The sequence below is a fragment of the Krasilnikovia sp. MM14-A1004 genome (assembly GCF_047159485.1).
Taxonomy (GTDB): domain Bacteria; phylum Actinomycetota; class Actinomycetes; order Mycobacteriales; family Micromonosporaceae; genus Actinoplanes.
In genome coordinates this window covers 3679666-3698301 of sequence record NZ_AP038773.1, presented here as the reverse complement: position 1 = coordinate 3698301, position 18636 = coordinate 3679666, and the positions used below count along the sequence as shown (strand labels likewise).

The window sequence follows — 18636 nt, the reverse complement described above, 5'->3', positions numbered from 1 at the left end:
GCCGCGGCGGTGGGCGCGATGCGGGGGATCGGCGGGGATGAACGGCGGTGCGGTGGAGCTGGTTTCCGTACCCGCGGGCCGCGTGACCCTGTCGGACCGGCGCACGCAGCGGAGCTGGCCGGTCCGGGTGGCGACGTTCCAGCTGGCCGCGTTCCCGGTCACCGAGGAGCTGTACCGGCGCGTCACCGGCGGTGCACCACCCACTGCCGGGCACCGGAGGCATCCGGTCGCGAGCGTGTCGTGGTGGGACGCGGTCCGGTTCTGCAACGCGCTGTCCGTGGCGGAGGACCTGACGCCGGTCTACCGGTACGCGGCCGCCGGCGGGATCGATCTGGACGCCACCGCCGACGGCTACCGGCTGCCCGCCGAGGCCGAGTGGGAGCACGCCTGCCGTGCCGGTACGACCGGGCCGCGGTACGGGCCGCTCGACGACATCGCCTGGTATCGGGACAACTCCGCGGAGCGCTGCCACGACGTGGGCGGGAAACAGCCCAACGCGTGGGGCCTGTACGACATGCTCGGCAACGTCTGGGACTGGTGCTGGGACCGCTACGACCCGGAGGTCTACGGCGACTACCGGGTGCTGCGCGGCGGCGGCTGGTTCGACGAGCACTGGAGCTGCCGGGCCTCCGTACGCCGCCGCAGCCACCCCGATCTGGCCATCGACGACGTGGGGTTCCGCGTCGCCCGGTCGATGTGACGGCCGCCGGGAACATTTCCCGCCGGCACGTCCTCAGACCCTCGACCAGCGAGGCGAGGAGGACCAGATGATCGAGTACGCGGACAACGACGGCGACGGCTACCCGGAGGGCATGGCCGCCGACCAGGACCTGGACGGCCGGTACGACCTCGTCACCCTGGACGCCGACCACAACGGTGTCGTCGACGGGGTCGGCCAGGACCGCAACCGTGACGGCGTCTTCGACACCTTCCTCGCCGACCGGGACAGGGACGGCCGGTTCGACAGCGTGGGCGTCGACACCGGCGGCGACGGCCTGATCGACCACGCCGCCTTCGACGACAACGGCGACGGGGTGTACGACCGGCTGGTCGTCGACGCCAACCAGAACGGCGTCGACGACGCGGCGGAGGCGCTCCCGGCCCCGGACACGGCGGTCATCGGTCAGCCCCGGTACGACGGGCAGTCGGGTCTGCTCATCGAGATCGCCCGGGAGACGGGCCAGGTCGCTTTCGGTACGCCGGACAGCGACGGCGACACGTACCCGGACAACCGGGACGCCGCCCCCGGCGACCCCCGGCGGGCGTGACCCCGATGGACCCGTACGGGCCGCCGTCCGGATTCCGTACCGGGCCGCCGGCACCCCCGACCGACCCCGCGCAGGACCCGGCCGCGGTGCACCCGTGGCCGGGTCTGCTGGCCGCCGACGTTCCCGCCGAATGGGCGGTCTCGTCGGTGCGGCGGCTGACCGCGCCGATGCGGATCACCGACACGGGTGCCCTGCTGGACGAGGAGCCGTTCACGCTGCGGCGGGCCGTGGTGCCGGAGCGGGCGCTCGACCCGGCGGAGAATCCGGGGCTGCCCGTCGCGGACCGGCTGCGGCAGCGCTTCCGTGTCGTGCTGCCGCACGGCAGCGTGCCGGTGTCCGCGGACGAACCGTGCCGGATCGGGCCGCTGCCGGGCCGGTGCGACCGCTTCCGCGACCGCACCGGCGACGACCTGCGGGCGTTCATCGTGTCCGCCGACACCGGCGGGGCCGACGCCGCCGGCTCGCCGGTGGGCGTGGTCGTCGCGGTCTCCGGGCCGCCATCGCGGTACGGGACGGTCGCCTCGACGGGCTGGTCGCTGGCCACCGCCGTCGCCCCCGGACGTCCGTGGCGGGAGTGGGTGGCGCCCGAGCGCTGGCAGTGGAGCGAGACCCTGCAGCTGGACGCCGGGGACCGCACTGTCGTCGCGACCGCCGAACGCAGCTGGGGGCAGGACCTCGACGAGTGGACGCAGCAGGTCTTCGCGCGGGCCCCGTTCCTGCGCGGCATGCGGGTGCTCGGCGACCGCCCGGTACGCGTCGACGGCCTGGTGGAGGCCCGGATGCACCGCTTCGACTGGCAGCCGTCGGGCCGTGGCCGGATGCTCACCAACGTGGTGGTCGGTGTGCGCGACGGGATCGGGTTCCAGCTGGTGATGGAGTTGCCGTTCCACGCCGAGGCGGCCCTGTCGGCAACCCTGGACGACGTGCTCCCGGCCGTACGGCTGGGAGACGGTTAACGCAGCAGGTCGGCCATGGCGGAGCGGGCCCGGTACAGCCGGCTCTTGACGGTCTGCACGCCGACCTGCTGGTGCGCGGCGATCTCCTCGTAGCTGAGGTCGCCGTACTCGCGCAGCACCAGCGCGGTGCGGAACGGCTCCGGCACCCGCGCGAGGGCGGTCTGCACCCGGTCCCGCTCGGCGTGCCGGTCGGCGTGGTCGCCGACGACGATCAGGTAGTCCTGATCCTCGGGGGCCAGCGGCGTCTCCCGGCGGCGGCGCACCACGGCGAGCGCCGCGTTCGCCGCGATCCGGTACAACCACGTACTGAACCGGGCCTCCTGCCGGAAGCCGCCGATGTGCTGCCACGCGGCCATGAGCGCGTCCTGCAGCGCATCCTCCGCGTCGGCGTGGTTGCCGGTCAGCCGCAGGCAGATGGCCCAGACCCGGGTGCGGCATCCCTCGGCCAGCGCCGCGAAGGCGACGCTGTCGCCGGCCCGCGCGCGGGCGACGAGCGCGGCGTCGTCGCCGGTCCGGGCGGCGGCGTCCGCGGTCACGGCCGCACCCGCTGGGCGATCAACTGGTACGACCGGGCCAGCACCCGGCCGGCCTCCGCCTCGGCGGGCATCATTGCGAAGCCGGCCCGGGTCTGTGCGGCGGCGGCGCACCGCCGGGCGGCGCCAGCGACGTCGCCGGGCGTAGCCGTCGCGGGCAGGCCCAGCCGCGCGGCGTCGGTGGTGTCCGCGCTGACGCGTTCCAGCTCGGCCCGCAGCGGCGAGGCCGGGGCCTCGGCGACGAGGCTGCGCAGGGCCCGCAGCTCGCGGACGGGGTGCAGCGCCGGGTCCAGCCGGGCCTGCTCGATCAGCCCGAGCGCGGTGTCGGCGCCGGTGCGGTTCGCGGCGTGGGTCAGCACCCGCAGGGCCCGCATGGCCTTCAGCGCCTGGGCGCGGTTCAGCAGGCTGCTGCGGACGAGGTCCTCGACACGCGCGATCCCGGACACCGACTCCAGCCACGCGACGAGCTGGTGTACGCCGTCGCCGCAGCGGTGCCGTCCCTGGTGGAGACCGTGGACGCCGAGCACCCGGTACAGCCGTTCCAGCTCGGCCGGGTCGGTGCCATCGGGCAGCGGCATACTGTGCCGCAGCCGTAGCCGTACCTCCGGCAGGTCGGCGATCCCGGCCAGCAGCCGGGCGTCGGATTCGCCGAGCCGCCCGGTGCGGGCGGCCTCGGCCAGCAGGCCGGACGCTGCGACGACCGCGGACACGTGGGCGGCGCGCGCGACCGCGAGCCGGGTGGCCTGCCCGTCCGCGACGTCGAACGGATCGGTGCCCGCGAACTGGTCGGCCTGGGACAGCACGCCGACCGCGTTGATGGCGCTGGCACCGAGCTCGCCGGTGGCGGCCCGGAACTGGTCGAGGAATTCGAGCTCGTCCCGGCGTTCCGACTCGCGGAACACGAACAGCACGGCCTCCGCCTGGCCCGCGGCGTAGCGGGACACCTGCTCCGCGTCGTCGGCGCCGAGCACCGCGGTCCGGGTCGCCTCCTCGTTCGCGCTGGTCAGGGTGGCCAGGCCCGGAGTGTCGATGACGGTCTGCTCGCGCAGCGCGGCCGCCTGCAGGTGCACGACGATCCGGGCCACCCGCTCCGGCGGCACGCCGAGCCGATCCGGCATGCGTCCACCCTTCAGGGGCAGGTCGCGCCGGCTGCCGTCGCGCAGTTCCAGCTCGGCGCGCTCCGGGGCGCCGTACCGGTACCAGGTGACCGTACGGGTGCACTCACCCACTCCCGTCGGCGCGATGCGGCGCCCGACCAGCGCGTTGACCAGAGTGGACTTGCCCGCCTTGACGCGGCCCACGACGGCGAGCCGCAGCGGCTCGGCCAGACCGTCCCGGACGGCGGCGACGCTCGCCCGGCCGTCGGCGCCCAGCAGCGGCGCGATGTCGTCGCACAGCCGCGCGACCCGCGCGGTCACCGGATGCATCAGGGCCGTCCCAGGTGCGCGCGGATCCGGTTCGCCAGCGTCGTGAGCGGGTTGCCGCGCAGTTCGAGCTGCATGCCGGACGGCGGACAGGTGGCGCCGGGCCGGGGGCTGGTGTTGACGACGATCCGCCGGTGCGCGTTGCCCCAGTCCGTCCTGATCCGGATGCTGGTGACGACGTCGGGCGTGAGGATGATCGGGAAACCGTCCCAGCTCCGGCCGCCGAACATCCTGAGCGTGTGTCCGTTGTAGGGGATGACCACCGCGCGTTTCCGGATCAGGGTTTCGGTGTAGAACAGCAGCTCGCTCTTCTGTCCGGTCATGCCCTCGCCCATGAGCTCGACCTGGCACCGGAAGGTCGCGGGCAGCTCACCGAGGCGGCCCTGCACGAGGCTGCTCCAGTTCAGCCGCTGCCTGTCGGAGGCGGTCAGGCCGTTCGCGGGCGGCGCGTACAGGTCCTTGAGATCGTGCAGGTAGGTCTGCTGCTGGGGCGTCGGGGCTGCGGGCCGGACAGCCAGCGGCGGGGTCGGCGGGGCCGCGGCCGGCCGCTCGATGGTGGTTGGCAGCCAGATCACGTCGGGTTCGCCGCCGTCGCCGTGCTGGAACGCGTCCAGCAGATGCTGGCCGGCCACCCACCTGTCCCAGTCGGGCCGGCGCAGGATCTCCACCCGCTCCTGCGGGGTTGCCGTGCACCAGGTACGCATGGTGCGTACCGCCCAGCTGTCGCCCGGCGCGTCATTCTCCGCCCAGTGACGCTGGGCGGCGGAGGTGCCGTACGCGGCGAGCCAGCGCGTCGCGTCGCCGAAGAAGACCCGCACCGGCAGTGGCACACCGTCCGGCCGTGCCTGCGGAATCTTCAGCAGCGTGTTGCCGGCACGCAGCCGCGCGATCAGGCCGGGATCGGCGGTCACGTGCTCCAGCAGCTGCGGCACGCACATGAGGGCGGCCAGGGTGGGCAGGTCGTCGATGACGGCCGGGCCGTCCGGCGTGGCCGCCAGCGCAGCCGCCAGCGCCGGGTTGACCTGCAGGACGCGATGGGCGGCGGCGCTGAGCCCGTCCGGTTCGACCAGTTCGGCGGCGGCGGCCTTCGCGGCCTTCGCGTCGTCGAACGACCTGAGCAGAACGCTGCTCGTCGGTGGCGGGACCGTCCGGGGCGCGATCGCCGCGCGGGCGGGTGCCGCCTCCGGGGGCGTTGCCGCCGGGCGCGCCGGTGTCACGGCGGCGGCCGGGCCCGGCGCGGGGGCCGGCGGGGCCGTGGCGGCGTGGTGCGCGCCGAGCGCCACGACGAGTTTCGGGTCGTCGAACGTCGCCGGTGGGCGTCCCAGCAGGGCGGTCAGCTCCCGCTGGACCGCCAGCAGGTACGACGAACCTCCGGTCAGGTAGAGCTTGTGCAGGTTCTTCGCGGCGACCTTCGCCTGCGCCAGGGTCTGCGTGGTCAGGTCGACGGCGCGCTGGATCTGCGGCGCGATCAGCTCGTCGAACTCGGCGCGGGTGACCGTCACGATCTCCTCGTCGCTGCCGACCTCGACCGCGACCCGGGCCTGCTCGTTCTCGCTCAGCTCGTGTTTGGCGTGGGAGACCTCCGTGCGGAACGCCTGCAGCGCCTTGCCGTTCGCGGGATCCTGCAGGGCCGTCACCAGGTCACCGTGGTCACGCTCGGCCAGCTTGGCCAGCACGGCCATGGCCAGCAGGTGGTCGACGACGTCCCCGCCCAGTGGGTCGGCCCCGGCCGAGGCGAGCACCCGCAGGTCCGCCGTACCGTTGTCGGTGCTCTCGGCCCGCAGCACGGCGACGTCGCAGGTCCCGCCGCCGAAGTCGAAGACCGCGACCGTGGCGCCGGGCGGCGGCGGTGTCGTGTGGGCGTGGTAGGCGACCGCCGCGACGGGTTCCGGCACCAGGCGCACGACGTCCGCGTCGAAACCCGCCTCGACGGCCGCCGTGCGCAGCACCTGGCGGCGCGGCTGCGCCCAGTCCTGCGGGTACGTGAGCAGCACCGCGTCCGGCCGGTCGTCCCCGCCGACCCCGCTCGCCCTGGCGGCCACGGCCCGCAGCACGGCGGCGACCAGGCTCTGCACCGGCACGTCCCGGCCACCCAGGTACGTGGTGTCCTGGCCGACCAGGCGTTTCGGGGAGCGTTCGAAGCCGTCGGCATGGTGTCGTGCCGCCCGGACCGCCTTGGCGCCGACCTCGATCCCGTCCGGGGTGACCAGCACGGCGGACGGCATCTGGTGGGCCTGGTCGGTCAGCTTGATGGGCGCCGGGTCCGCGCTGCCACGGCGGTACGCGGCGGCGGTATTGGAGGTGCCGAAGTCGATCGACAGGGACCAGCCGGGCATCAGTACATCTCCGCTTCGGGCCCCGGTGACCAGGGGTCTTCGGACGGGGGAAGATCCGCGCCATCATGGTCGTCCGGCTCGTGCCCGGTCAACCGACCGGACGGTTCGGACCAATGGCCCGGATCGTCGTGATGCGCCGCCGCCGGGCCAGGGTGGTGCTGGCCGGGGTCGTCCTGCCCGGCCGGGTCGTGGTGCTCTGCGGCGTCGCGCCCGAACCCGTCCAAATCCTCCGTCTCAGGGTCATTGACGAAGAATTCCTCCGGGTCGGGTACGAGGCCCACGGCGTCGATCGCCGGCGCGGCGGGGTCGAGCGCACGGGCGAGCACCAGGGTCCACACCTCCGGCGGGGGTGCCGGCGGCTCGCCGAGCACCCCCTGCACCGGATCCAGCGACGCAGTCACTTGCGACGCGTCACGATCGCGCCGGCGGCCAGCACGACCGGCAGTACGACGTACGGATGCTGCACGACCCAGGAGACCACGGAGTCGATCTGTCCCGTGGGCGCTACCAGGGCCGCCGCGCCGCCGTCGCTCACCGGGAATGCGGCCGCATGGTCGGCGGCGACCGCCGGTCCGGCGGGCGGCTCGTCGCACACCAGTGCCGTGTTGCCCGAGTCCGCCCACGCGTCGGCCAGCACGCTCAGCGGAACCTCCTCCATGTTGCCGTCGGGCGTGCCGGGGTCCGACAGGATCGCGACGCCGCGGGCGGTGTCGATGCCGGTGAGGACCACCGCGTGGTCCGCGGCGTTCTCGTCCTCCCGGCCGTACCAGATCTCGTCGCTGTCGACCGCCAGCATCACCCGGCGGCCCTCCGCCAGGTACTCCTGCAGGGTCTCGACGCCGATGCCCACCTCGATGCCGGCCGGTACACCGGCGTCCTCCAGCAGTTCCTGAGCGCCGGCGACGCCCATGCTGGGCGACCCGTCCGGGCCGGTGGTGAACAGGCCCAGCGCGTTGGCCCTGGCCACGAACCACGATTCGTCCGTGTGGTCGACGCCGGTGTACTCCGAGACGATCTGCGCGATGCTGGCGGGCACGCAGAACCCGTTCCGGGACTGCTCGAACCAGTGCTCGGCGTCCCCGGTGGGGTCGCCGACGATCCGGCCGTGCTGCACCCAGCCGCCGGTCGGCAGGACCGGCTCGTCGGGATCGGGGCTGTCGGGCAGCTCCGGAGCGTCGTGCGGGAATTCGTCGTGCGGGAACTCGGGGCCGTCGTGCACCGGCGCCGGGCCGGGGTCGAACGGCATCGGCTCCGGGGCGTAGTGGGCCGGGTCGAGAACGGCCGGGTCGAGCGGCGCCGGGTCCGGTGCGTGCAGGAACGGCCGCAGCGCGTCGGTCCACTGGTGCTCGTCGGTCATGGCGTCTCCCGGGGCGGGTCGTGGGTCATCGCGGGTCTGATGCGGCGGGTGCCCCGGATGTTCCCGGCCGGGCGAGCAGAGCGAGTTCACGCACGACGAGGTCGCGTTGCGCGGACACCGCGGCCAGTTCCCGGTCCAGCGCGGCGACCTGCTGCTCGCGGTCGCGAGCCGACGCGCCGGCGTTCCGTTCGGCCTCCTGCACGACCGCCGCGACCCGCTTGATCTCCGCCTGCAGGTGGTCCTCCACGGCGATCGTCAGCTCCGGACGGCACTGGCGGATGGCGGTGTCGATGCCGGCGACGAGATCACCGCGCAGCACCGCGATCGCCTCGTGGAGGGCGCCCGCCAGGCGCTGACGCCCGACGCGCAGCCGCCGCATGCCGAGGTTGACCAGGAACCACGCCCCGCCGAACAGCAGGCCCACCGGCCCGAAGATCGACGCCCCGGCGGCGTGGACGCCGAGCCTGGTGGCCATGCCCGCACCCATGACCGCCGTACCGGCCAGGGAGGGGTCCAGGACGCCCTTGCCCAGGTCCGGGTTGCGGCGGCTCTGCGTCCGCTCGATCTCGAAGTCGGCGGTCACCGGCTGCAGGACCGCGACGGCGGCGTCCACGCTGCCGAACTGCTGTGCCGCCATGGTGACCAGGCCGTCCTGCACAACGGTGGTGACGTGGGCCGTCACGAGGCGTAGCTCGCTGCGCAGTTCGCCCAGCAGCTCCCGCGCCCCGGCCTCGGTGACGCCGCTCCACTCCTTGTCGATCCGCAGCTGCCACCGCTCGCGCACGTCGTCCAGCAGACGCCCCACGTCACGGATGGTGGCCTGCCGGAAGTTGCCGAGGTCCCGTTCCAGCTCCGCGCGCCACCGGCGCTCGCGCAGCCGCAGATCCGCCAGCACCTCCCGTTCGGACTGGACGGGGTCGCCGCCGTCGGATGCGCCGGCGGCGGCCCGGTGCCGGCCCTGCAGGTCGGCGGCGAGCCGGTCCAGCCCGGTGACGGCGATGCGCAGCACATTCGCCAGCCCGACCGTACGGGTGTCGGCGGTCCTGTCGCGCAGCACCTGCGCCAGGGCGGGGAGGTTCGATTCCCGCTCCAGCAGCTCCCGGATCTCCGGGTCGCCGTCGACCGTGCCCGACTCGGCGGCCAGGTTCGCGGAGACCGCCAGCATCGGGGCGTCGGCGAACCGGGGCGCGTGCGCCCGCAGCAGCGCCGCGTTCTCCGCGAGGATCTGTCTGCCGCCGTCGGGGTAGCGGTCGGCCTTGGTCACGGCGAACACCACCGTCTCCACACCCTGCGCGGCCTCCTTGAGGAACCGCAGCTCCGGCGCGGTGAGCACCTGTCCGGCGTCGGTCACCATGAGCAGCACCCCCGCGCGGGCCGCCGCCCACGCGGCGAGCCGGGTGTGCGCCGACTCGAGACCGCCCACGCCCGGCGTGTCCACCAGGGTCACCGACGGTATCCAGCGGCTGAGCGCCGCCACCTCGGCGTACTCGGCGGACTCGGCCTCGTCGTCGCCGGGTCCGGCGCGCAGGAAGGCGACCGCCTCGGTGGCCGGTACGGGCCGCCGCCCGTCCGGGCCGACCAGCGCCCAGGTGCCCTCCGGCAGGTCGTCCGAGGGCGGCACGATGCGCAGGAACGCGGCGGTGGCGACCTCCACGCCGACCGGGGACAGCTCCCGCCCGGTCAGCGCGTTGACCAGCGAACTCTTGCCGCGTTTCACCTCGCCGAGCACGACGACCGCGGGTTCCTGCCCGGCCGCCTCGCGCATGGCGAGGTTGATCCGTTCGGCGTACTCGCCCAACTCGTGCGCGGTGAGCAGGCTCCGGGAGACGGTGATGGCCCGGTCCTGATTCGGGGTGATTCTCAGGCGGCGTGGCGGCATGCGGTGTGCTCCCTGGTCGGCGGCGGGCTGCTGGCGTGCCGCGAGGTGGAGACGATGGTGCCACGTGCGCTCGCCCGGCAGGGTGCCGGTGACCGGGAATGTCCGTGCGGGCACGCCGCCGTTCGGCAAAGATCACGTCCATGACGCACCACGCCGCGCTGACCGACGACCTGGTCGAGGAGCACACGATCCTTCAGGTCGTCGTGGGGTCGCGGGCGTTCGGACTGGCCGGTCCGGCCTCCGACACGGACCGGCGCGGTGTCTTCGCGCTGCCCGCCGCGGCGTTCTGGCCGTTGGCGAAGCCGCCGCCCCACCACGAGGGCCCGCTGCCGGAGCAGCTGCGGTGGGAGGTCGAACGGGTGTGCGGGCTCGGCCTGGCCGCGAACCCGAACGTGCTGGAGGTCCTCCACTCACCGCTGGTGGAGACCTGTACGCCGCTCGGCGAGGAGCTGCGGGAGCTCGCCCCTGCCTTCCTGTCCCGGCGGGTGGCTGACACGTACCTGCGCTACGCGAACGCCCAGTTCGGCAAGGCGCAGCGCGGCATCGACCGCTCGGGCACCCCGGTTTGGCGGCATGTGATGCACCTGATCCGGCTGCTGATCGCGGGCGGGGAGCTGGTACGCACCGGGCGCCTGGTCCTCGACGTCGGGGACGATCGGGACCGCCTGCTGGCGATCAAGGCGGGTCGGATCCCGTGGGCGGAGGTGGCGCAGTGGCAACGCCGGTTGTCGGACGAGCTGCTGTCGGCCCTGGACGGCAGCCCGTTGCCGGACGAGCCCGACCGCGACCGGGTGGAGAGCTGGCTGGTCTCGGTCCGCCGCCGGTCGGTGACTCAATGACCGGGCGGCGCACCGGCGGCGGAGGGGAAGGGACATGAGCATGCTGGACGACGCGGGACTGCCCGCGGGGGTCGACCTGGGGGCGGTCGTCGCCGAGCAGCCGTACCCGGTGGTGTTCGCCACCGTCTCGGGCGCCCACCTGTACGGCTTCCCGTCCGCCGACTCCGACGTCGACCTGCGGGGCGTGCACCTGCTGCCCGTGCCGGTCCTGATCGGGCTGGGTGAGCCGGAGGAGACCCGTACGACGATGTGGGACCGTGCCGGGGTCGAGATGGACCTGGTGACGCACGACCTGCGCAAGTTCGTGCGGCTCATGCTGCGCCGCAACGGGTACGTGCTCGAACAGCTGCTCTCGCCGCTGGTGGTGCACACCGGCGACGTGCACGCCGAGCTGGTCGCGCTGGCGCCGGGCGTATTGACCCGCCACCACGCCCACCACTACCGGGGCTTCGCCGCCACCCAGCGGCGCCTGTTCGACCGCACCCGCGAACTGAAGCCGCTGCTGTACACGTTCCGCGCGCTGCTGACCGGGATCCACCTCATGCGTACCGGGCGGGTCCAGGCCCACCTGCCCACGCTGCTGGCGCAGGAGCGGGCGCCCGGCTACCTCGCCGACCTGATCGTTGCGAAGGCCACCGCCGAGCACGGCGGGCTCGGCGACCGGGTGTCCGCCGAGGTGCTCGATCGCGACCTCGCGGAGCTGGGGACGCGGCTCGACCGGGCCCAGGAGGACAGCACGCTGCCGGAACAGCCGTCCGCGCAGCCCGACCTCGACGACCTGGTGATCCGGGCCCGGCTGACGGAGCCGGCGACCGGCTGAGGCGCGGCGCCGCCGGTCACGCGGCCCGCAGCCGGTCGCGCACCTCCATGAGCACGAAACCGAGGAGATTCTGCCCGCGCCAGCGGCCGGGCACCCCGGCGTCGGGGTGCTCCGGGGGCAGCCCGATGCCCCAGACCCGGTCGGCGGGGCTGGCCTCGACCAGCACCAGCTCGCCGGTGCCGAGCAGGAAGCGGCGCAGCTCGGGGTGCGCCCCGAACTTGGCCAGGTTGCCGTCGAGCACCGCCGCGAAGCGGTGCGCCGTCCACTCCTGCTCCGTGAACCCGCGTACCTGACGGCCCAGTTCGCGGGCCGCCGCGGGGTCCCCGGCCGCCAGGATCCGGCGCGCCGTGCCCGCGTCGGCGAACAGCGTCGCCTTGCGCCACATCATGTAGTGCTCGGCGGTGGGGAACACCGTGCCGTCGACCGTGAACGGCGCCGCCCAGAACTGGCTCAGGCACCCGGCTCCGGCCGTGCCGTCGGCCTCCGGCCGGGGCCGCCAGAACGGCAGGACGTCGACCGCGCCGCCGGGGGTCTCGCCGACGCGGGCCCACACCCGGTTCCGTTGCGCCACCAGCGCATCCGCGGCCGTCACCACCACTCCTCCCGGACTCCGGACGCCGGCCGTGTCGATCACCTGTCCGGCCGGGAGGCGCCATCATCGCACGGGGCGTGGCGGCACGAACGGCGATTATCCGCCCGGGTCATTCGCCACGGAGGACGCCGACATCGTCCGGGCCTGTTTCGATGCGGGAGGACTTTGACCGTTTGGTGACGGGAGACGCCGATGTTGAAGCATCCGAAGGCCGCGCGGCCCGCGCCCGACCGGATGGCGGTGGCGCCCCGGTACGGGCTGGAGAACCTGACCATCCCGCGGCACGAGCTGGCCGCCGACGAGCTGGCGCCGGAGGTCGCGTACCAGATCGTGCACGACGAGCTGATGCTCGACGGCAACGCCCGCCTGAACACGGCCACCTTCGTCACCACGTGGATGGAGCCGCAGGCGGACCGGCTGATGGCCGAGTGCTTCGACAAGAACATGATCGACAAGGACGAGTACCCGCAGACCGCGGAGCTGGAGTCGCGGTGCGTACACATCCTGAGCCGGCTCTGGAACGCGCCGGACCCCCGCGAGGCGACCGGCTGCTCGACCACCGGGTCCAGCGAGGCCGCCATGCTCGGCGGCCTCGCGCTCAAGCGCCGCTGGCAGAAACGGCGGTCGGCGGCGGGCGCGCCGACCGACCGGCCCAACCTGGTGATGGGCATCAACGTCCAGGTGTGCTGGGAGAAGTTCGCCAACTACTGGGACGTGGAGATGCGGCTGGTCCCGATGGACGGCGACCGCTACCACCTGTCCGCCGAGGAGGCGGTGAAACTCTGCGACGAGAACACGATCGGTGTCGTCGCGATCCTCGGCTCCACCTTCGACGGCTCCTACGAACCGGTGGCGCAGATCTGCGCGGCCCTGGACGACCTGCAACAGCGGACCGGCATCGACGTCCCCGTCCACGTCGACGGCGCGTCGGGCGCCTTCATCGCGCCGTTCCTCGACCCCGACCTGGTCTGGGACTTCCGGCTGCCCCGGGTGGCATCGATCAACACCTCGGGCCACAAGTACGGACTGGTCTACCCGGGGGTCGGCTGGATCGTCTGGCGTGACGCGCAGGCCCTGCCCGAGGATCTGATCTTCTGGGTGAACTACCTCGGCGACGACATGCCCACCTTCGCGCTCAACTTCTCCCGGCCCGGCGCGCAGGTCGCCGCGCAGTACTACAACTTCCTGCGCCTGGGCATGGCCGGCTACACCCGGGTCCAGGGGTACGCCCGCGACGTCGCCACCCGGATGTCCGGGCAGATCGCCGACCTGGGCCCGTTCGAGCTGCTCACCCGGGGCGACGAGCTGCCGGTGTTCGCGGTGAAGCTGCGCGACGGGGTCACCAACTTCACGGTGTTCGACGTCTCCCAGGCCCTGCGGGAACGCGGCTGGCAGGTGCCCGCGTACACGTTCCCCAAGAACCGGGAGGATCTCGCGGCCCTGCGGATCGTGGTCCGGCGCGGCTTCACCCACGACCTGGCGGACATGCTGGTCGAGGACCTGCGGCGCGCCCTGCAACGTCTGGAGAAGCAGCCGGCGCCCGCGCACGACGCGTCGAGCGCGTCCGGGTTCCACCACTAGCGGCCGCCACCGCTCGTGTGGATGGCGCTCGCGTTCGCCCTGGGGTCGCTCTGTTTCCTGGTCGGCCCGATCCCGGGCTACGCCGGCCTGGTCGGTGCCACCGCCGACGCGGTGACGTTCTTCGTGGGTTCGGTGCTGTTCACCACCGGCGGCGCGTTGCAGATCCGGGCCGCCGCGGCCGACCGCCACGACCCCGGTCCGGGACGCGCGGCGTGGTGGGCGGCGATCATCCAGTCCGCCGGTACGGTCTTCTTCAACATCTCCACCTTCCGCGCGTTGCAGACCGCCCTGTCCAGCCCGGGCTACGACCGGCTGGTGTGGCGCCCGGACCTGTTCGGCTCGATCTGCTTCCTGGTGTCCGGTGTGGTCGCGTACCGGGCGTCCGCGCGTCACGGCTGGCTGCCGGCCCACGGTCCGGCGGGCTGGTGGCAGCCCGCCGTGAACCTGCTCGGCTGTGTCTTCTTCGGCGTCTCCGCGGTCGCCGGGTTCGTGCTGCCGGCCACGGGCTCGATGGTCAGCGGGACCGTGGCCAACCTGAACACCTGCGCGGGTGCGGCGTGCTTCCTGGCCTGTGCCCTGCCGGGCCTGCGCCCCCGGCACGCCGCCGCCGTCCCGTGAGCGGGACGGCGGAACATCTGGATCGTCTCGGTTCGCGTTCCGGATAGTGCTCCATGCGGGGGGCCGCCACGATGGGAGCCGTGGCCCCGGTCGGATGCAGGGTGCAGCAGCGCGAGGGCAGGCTGGTGGTGCGCCTGTCCGGTGAGCTGTCGATGGCCAGCGCCCCGCAGGTCCGTACGGCACTGTCGAAGGCCCTGGCGGAGCAGCCGGATGCGGTGGTGGTCGACCTGACCGATCTGGTGGTGCGCCAGCCGGCCGCCGTGTCGGTGTTCCTGGCGGTGAACCGGCAGGCCGCGATGTGGCCGGGCACGCCGCTGCTGGTGTGCACCCCCGATCCGGACACGAAGCGGTTGCTCACCTGGGGTGGGTGGCTGCCGGTGTTCGATTCGGTCGCGCAGGCGATGGCGGCACCGGCGGGCAGCCGGACGACGCTGATCTGCGACACGCTGCTGCCGGTGACCGCGTCGGCCGGCCGGGCGCGCGAGCTGGCCAGGGAGGCGTGTGCCCGCTGGGGACTGCCGCATCTGGTCGGGCCGGCCTGCCTGATCGCGGATGAGCTGGCCACGAACGCGGCGATGCACGCCGGAACGCTGGCCGCCGTCCGGTTCTCGATCGGTCGCCGCTTCCTGCTGATCAGCGTGCGGGACGGGTCGACGGTCGAACCGCGACTGGGCTGGGCGCCACCGGAGGATCCGCGGGCCGGGCGGGGTCTGCTGCTGGTGGATGCGACCGCGTTCCGGTGGGGCTGGCACCTGCGCGAGGACGGCAAGGTGGTGTGGGCCAGCCTGCGGATCAAGGACGGACTCGTGGGTTGACCCCTCAGCCCTCGGGTACGTCCCATCGGGCGATCTCGTCATCGATGTCCCGCTGATCCAACTGGGCCTCGCGCCGGTCGGCGGCCCGGTCGCGCCGGTCGGCGGTCTGCTCACGATCGTCGGCGGCCCGGTCGCGCCGTTGCGCGGTCCTGTCCCGTTCGTCGGCGACCCGCTCGCGTTCGTCGGCGACCCGCTCGCGTTCGTCGGCGACCCGCTCGCGTTCGTCGGCGGCCCGCTCGCGTTCGTCGGCGGCCCGCTCGCGTTCGTCGGCGTCCCGTTCCCGCATCGCGGCGATCGACTCGCGCTGCTCCGCGTCGATGTCCCGCTGGTCGGCCTGGCGCTGCCGGACCTCGAACCCGGCCTCCCGGTCGGCCGCGTGGCTCTCCCGCTCGTTCGGATCCGCGCGGCGGGCAGCATCATCGGTCACCAGACGAGCCTAAGCGCGCCGGAGCCGGGACGAACGGCCGGGGGCGCTCATCCCCGCGCGCGCGTTGCGGGGTGCGGTGCTGGTGATGACAAGTGGCGCTGTGCCGCCGACCCGGCCGATACTGGCGGGGTGAGCGGGATTGACGGTCAGCCGGCACCGGACCCCTTGAAGGCCGTCTGCACGCGGCTGGCACAGGTCGCCGAGCGGATCGCCGAGACGGCGAGGGACGGTGCCCGCGTTCACGATCAGCTGGTCGGTCGCCTTCCCGGCGCGGCGGAGCACGCCGCCCGTCAACGGCGCCTGGCGGCGGCGGAGGAGGCGGCCGCCGTGGCCTACCGCAACCTCGAGGTGCCCCCGGACGCGGTGCGGCGGGCGATCGTCGAGTGCCGGGGCCGTCCGGACGGCGCCCCGCCCGACGCGTGGCGGCCCACCACCGGGCGGCCGGGCTCGGACCTCCGATAGCCGGGGTCAGCCCACAGGTTGGTCGCTGGCGGACAGGGCGGCCGCGAGCTGGGTCGACCAGGCCCGCACCACGCGGGCGCGCCGCCGGGAGTCGTCGGTGAGCACGTCCGCCAGGGCCAGCCCCCGGGCCAGGTCGAGGGTGGCCTGGATCAGCCCGCGCATGGCGGGATCGCTGTCGTCGACCCGCAGCAGGCGTACGGCGCGCCGGTGCACCTCGCGGGCGAAGTGCCGCTCCAGGGGCACCACGGCGGCCCGCAGCTCCGCGTCGGCGGCCGCCACGGTCCACACCTGCAGGGCGGCCCGGAACAGCTCCCCGCCCATCGCCTCGACCAGGCCGGTCACCACCGTGTGTACCCGTTCGGGCCCGGAACCCTCCGGGTCGGGCAGCGCGTCGAGCAGCGTCGTCCGTTCCCCGAACATGTGCTCCAGCGCCGCGATGATCAGCGCTTCCCTGGTCCGGTAGTGGTGTTGCACAGCGCCGCGGCTGATGCCCGACTCCGCGGCGATGAAGCCGACCGTCGAGACCTCCCACCCGTGGGTGGCCAGGCAACGCACGGCGGTCTCCAGCAGCCGCTGCCGGGTGGCGCGGCTGCGGTCCTGCTTGGGCACGGCGTCGTCAGTCGCCACCGCTGTCCACCACGGCCAGCAGCGTACCCTGCGCGACCTGCTGTCCGACCAAGACCGGCAGGTCGGTGACCGTACCGTCGGCCGGGGCATGCACGGCGTGTTCCATCTTCATGGCCTCCAGCCAGACCAGCGCCTGCCCGGCCACGACCGCGTCACCGACCCGCACCTGCACCCGCACGACCGTGCCGGGCAGCTGCGCCACCAGCGCACCGGCCGGGACCTGCGCCGCCGGGTCGGTGAAGCGGGGCACCCGGCGCAGCTCCACCGATCCGTGCGGTCCGTCCACGACCAGCCGGTGCTCGTCGCCCGTGGTGAAGCGGCCCACCCGCCACCGGCGGCGTACCCCGTCGACGTCGAGGACGACCTGCCCGGCGGTGGCCTCGACCAGGTCGATCCCGGTCATCCCGTCGACCTCCAGCCCGGTGCGGCCGAAGCGGTAGCGGACCTCGATCTCGTCCGCACCCGCCGCGTAGCTGCGGCTGCGGTAGCCGACCGGGATGTTCCGGAACCCGCTGCGCACCCCGGGCAGCAGCGGGCCGGGCGGCGCGGTGTCGGCCGGGCCGGACCCGGCTGCTCGGTCGGCCGCGGCGTCGGCCGGCTCGGACCCGGCTGCGCGGTCGGCGGCGGCGTCGGCCAGCGCCGCGACCAGCGCGCCGAGGGCGGGCTCCAGGCCGGCACCGGCGGTCAGCGCGACCGGGGGGTGGGCGGCGTAGAAGCCGGTATCGGCCGTACCGGCCAGGAACTCGGGGTGGCGCAGGCTCGCGACCAGCAGGTCACGGTTGGTGGTCAGGCCGTGGATGCGGGCGCGGCGCAGCGCGGCGGCCAGCTGCCGGGCCGCGGCCTCCCGGCTGGGCGCGTACGCGACGACCTTGGCGAGCATCGCGTCGTAGTGGGTGCCCACGACGCTGCCGTCCTCGACGCCCGAGTCGAGGCGGATCCCGTCCGGTCCCGGATCCGCGAACCGGGCCGTGACGTGCGGGATGTCGAAGGTCACCACGGTGCCGGTCTGCGGCCGCCAGTCGTCGGCGGGGCTCTCCGCGTACAGCCGGGCCTCGATCGCGTGGCCGGTCATCGTGGGTTCGGCACCGGTCAGCGCCCGGCCCGCGGCGACGTCGAGTTGCAGCCCGACCAGGTCGACCCCGGTGACGCACTCGGTGACCGGGTGCTCGACCTGCAGCCGGGTGTTCATCTCCAGGAACCAGAATTCGCCCGCGGAGTCGGCGAGGAACTCCACCGTGCCCGCGCCGAGGTAGCCGACGGCGGCTGCCGCGGCCCGTCCCGCCGCCAGCAGCCGCGCGCGCAGGTCACCGCCGATCCGCTCGACCAGCGGCGCGGGCGCCTCCTCGATGACCTTCTGGTGGCGGCGTTGCAGCGAGCACTCCCGCTCGCCCAGCGCCCACACCGTGCCGTGCGCGTCCGCGAGGATCTGCACCTCGACGTGGTGGCCGGACTCCACGTACCGCTCGCAGAACACGGTCGGGTCGCCGAACGCCGCGGCGGCCTCCCGCGACGCGGACGCCACCGCGTCCGGCAACGCGGCCAGCGACCGCACCACCCGCATCCCCCGGCCGCCGCCACCGGCGGACGCCTTCACCAGCACCGGCAGGTCGGCCCCGGTCACCGCGGACGGGTCCAGATCCGCCAGTACGGGCACTCCCGCGGCGGCCATCCGGGCCTTGGCCGCCACCTTCGAGCCCATCGCCGCGATGGCCGCCGGGTCCGGCCCGATCCACACCAGACCCGCCGCCTGTACGGCCCGCGCGAAGTCGGCCTGTTCCGACAGGAACCCGTAGCCGGGGTGGACCGCGTCGGCGCCCGCCCGCTTGGCCGCCGCGATGATCAGGTCGCCGCGCAGGTACGTCTCGGCCGGTGCGGCGCCGGGCAGCCGCACCGCGGCGTCCGCCTCCCGCACGTACGGGCTGTCCGCGTCGGCATCGGAGAACACCGCCACCGTGTCCAGCCCCCGCCGCCGGCAGGTCGCGAAGATCCGGCGGGCGATCTCCCCACGGTTGGCCACCAGCACACTCGTCATCGAAACCTCGCTCATGCCTGCCTCTCGCATGCGCCCGCGGCCCTCGCTGCGCTCGGTGCACTCACTCATG

At 74.1% G+C, this 18636-nt stretch carries 19 protein-coding genes; 9 read left to right on the top strand and 10 right to left on the bottom strand.

Going from position 1 to position 18636, the window contains the following annotated elements:
• The first annotated feature begins 37 nt into the window (after positions 1 to 37).
• From ACMCNN_RS16115 to ACMCNN_RS16105, 3 genes are all read left to right on the top strand, one after another.
• A complete protein-coding gene (locus ACMCNN_RS16115; protein WP_412741311.1) occupies positions 38 to 700 on the top strand; it encodes a formylglycine-generating enzyme family protein in 663 nt (220 codons plus the stop codon).
• A 67-nt stretch (positions 701 to 767) separates the two neighbouring features.
• Positions 768 to 1268 (top strand): hypothetical protein, encoded by a 501-nt coding sequence (locus ACMCNN_RS16110; RefSeq protein ID WP_412741310.1) that lies wholly within the window; start codon positions 768 to 770, stop codon positions 1266 to 1268.
• Positions 1265 to 2224, top strand: coding sequence for a hypothetical protein (locus ACMCNN_RS16105; protein ID WP_412741309.1), 960 nt, complete (start codon positions 1265 to 1267; stop codon positions 2222 to 2224). Before ACMCNN_RS16110 ends, ACMCNN_RS16105 begins: the two co-directional genes overlap by 4 nt.
• On the opposite strand, the gene ACMCNN_RS16100 is transcribed toward ACMCNN_RS16105, so the two are convergent.
• The 6 genes from ACMCNN_RS16100 to ACMCNN_RS16075 are packed head-to-tail and all read right to left on the bottom strand — an operon-like array spanning position 2221 to position 9753.
• Complete coding sequence (locus tag ACMCNN_RS16100) at positions 2221 to 2760, bottom strand: RNA polymerase sigma factor (RefSeq protein WP_412741308.1); 540 nt, start codon at positions 2758 to 2760, stop codon at positions 2221 to 2223. The genes ACMCNN_RS16105 and ACMCNN_RS16100 overlap by 4 nt on opposite strands.
• A complete protein-coding gene (locus ACMCNN_RS16095) occupies positions 2757 to 4184 on the bottom strand; it encodes a dynamin family protein (protein ID WP_412741307.1) in 1428 nt (475 codons plus the stop codon). The genes ACMCNN_RS16100 and ACMCNN_RS16095 overlap by 4 nt, the downstream gene beginning before the upstream one ends.
• Positions 4184 to 6517, bottom strand: coding sequence for an Hsp70 family protein (locus ACMCNN_RS16090; protein ID WP_412741306.1), 2334 nt, complete (start codon positions 6515 to 6517; stop codon positions 4184 to 4186). Before ACMCNN_RS16090 ends, ACMCNN_RS16095 begins: the two co-directional genes overlap by 1 nt.
• Complete coding sequence (locus ACMCNN_RS16085; RefSeq protein WP_412741305.1) at positions 6517 to 6918, bottom strand: hypothetical protein; 402 nt, start codon at positions 6916 to 6918, stop codon at positions 6517 to 6519. Before ACMCNN_RS16085 ends, ACMCNN_RS16090 begins: the two co-directional genes overlap by 1 nt.
• On the bottom strand, positions 6915 to 7874 hold the full coding sequence (locus ACMCNN_RS16080) for a hypothetical protein (protein ID WP_412741304.1): 960 nt from the start codon (positions 7872 to 7874) through the stop codon (positions 6915 to 6917). Before ACMCNN_RS16080 ends, ACMCNN_RS16085 begins: the two co-directional genes overlap by 4 nt.
• Before the next feature lie 25 nt (positions 7875 to 7899).
• Entirely contained in the window at positions 7900 to 9753 is a 1854-nt protein-coding gene (locus tag ACMCNN_RS16075) for a dynamin family protein (RefSeq protein ID WP_412741303.1), read from the bottom strand.
• Between the two features lie 140 nt (positions 9754 to 9893).
• On the opposite strand from ACMCNN_RS16075, the gene ACMCNN_RS16070 reads away from it, so the two are divergent.
• Positions 9894 to 10592 carry a DNA polymerase beta superfamily protein gene (locus tag ACMCNN_RS16070; protein ID WP_412741302.1) on the top strand — a complete coding sequence of 233 codons (699 nt, stop codon included), beginning with the start codon at positions 9894 to 9896 and terminating at the stop codon, positions 10590 to 10592.
• A gap of 40 nt (positions 10593 to 10632) precedes the next feature.
• Positions 10633 to 11412 (top strand): DNA polymerase beta superfamily protein, encoded by a 780-nt coding sequence (locus ACMCNN_RS16065; protein ID WP_412747187.1) that lies wholly within the window; start codon positions 10633 to 10635, stop codon positions 11410 to 11412.
• A 16-nt stretch (positions 11413 to 11428) separates the two neighbouring features.
• Here the strand turns inward: ACMCNN_RS16065 and ACMCNN_RS16060 are convergent, their stop codons facing one another.
• Complete coding sequence (locus ACMCNN_RS16060) at positions 11429 to 11986, bottom strand: NADAR family protein (RefSeq protein ID WP_412747186.1); 558 nt, start codon at positions 11984 to 11986, stop codon at positions 11429 to 11431.
• Positions 11987 to 12238: 252 nt separating this feature from the next.
• Here ACMCNN_RS16060 and ACMCNN_RS16055 point away from each other — a divergent pair, with 252 nt between their 5' ends.
• The 3 genes from ACMCNN_RS16055 to ACMCNN_RS16045 all read left to right on the top strand — a co-directional run bounded on the left by ACMCNN_RS16055 (position 12239) and on the right by ACMCNN_RS16045 (position 15018).
• The gene (locus ACMCNN_RS16055) at positions 12239 to 13585 is read left to right on the top strand and encodes a glutamate decarboxylase (protein WP_412747185.1); all 1347 of its coding nucleotides are present in this window, start codon (positions 12239 to 12241) and stop codon (positions 13583 to 13585) included.
• Between the two features lie 21 nt (positions 13586 to 13606).
• On the top strand, positions 13607 to 14203 hold the full coding sequence (locus ACMCNN_RS16050; protein WP_412741301.1) for a hypothetical protein: 597 nt from the start codon (positions 13607 to 13609) through the stop codon (positions 14201 to 14203).
• Between the two features lie 80 nt (positions 14204 to 14283).
• Complete coding sequence (locus tag ACMCNN_RS16045) at positions 14284 to 15018, top strand: STAS domain-containing protein (protein ID WP_412741300.1); 735 nt, start codon at positions 14284 to 14286, stop codon at positions 15016 to 15018.
• Positions 15019 to 15022: 4 nt separating this feature from the next.
• On the opposite strand, the gene ACMCNN_RS16040 is transcribed toward ACMCNN_RS16045, so the two are convergent.
• The gene (locus ACMCNN_RS16040) at positions 15023 to 15445 is read right to left on the bottom strand and encodes a hypothetical protein (RefSeq protein WP_412741299.1); all 423 of its coding nucleotides are present in this window, start codon (positions 15443 to 15445) and stop codon (positions 15023 to 15025) included.
• A gap of 129 nt (positions 15446 to 15574) precedes the next feature.
• Between ACMCNN_RS16040 and ACMCNN_RS16035 the strand changes: the two genes are divergently transcribed.
• A complete protein-coding gene (locus ACMCNN_RS16035) occupies positions 15575 to 15907 on the top strand; it encodes a hypothetical protein (RefSeq protein ID WP_412741298.1) in 333 nt (110 codons plus the stop codon).
• Positions 15908 to 15913: 6 nt separating this feature from the next.
• Here the strand turns inward: ACMCNN_RS16035 and ACMCNN_RS16030 are convergent, their stop codons facing one another.
• Positions 15914 to 16534, bottom strand: a complete 621-nt coding sequence (locus ACMCNN_RS16030) for a TetR/AcrR family transcriptional regulator (RefSeq protein ID WP_412741297.1) — start codon at positions 16532 to 16534, stop codon at positions 15914 to 15916.
• Positions 16524 to 18581: a biotin carboxylase N-terminal domain-containing protein gene (locus ACMCNN_RS16025; RefSeq protein WP_412741296.1), complete on the bottom strand. Its 2058-nt coding sequence runs from the start codon at positions 18579 to 18581 to the stop codon at positions 16524 to 16526. Before ACMCNN_RS16025 ends, ACMCNN_RS16030 begins: the two co-directional genes overlap by 11 nt.
• Positions 18582 to 18636 lie beyond the last annotated feature (55 nt).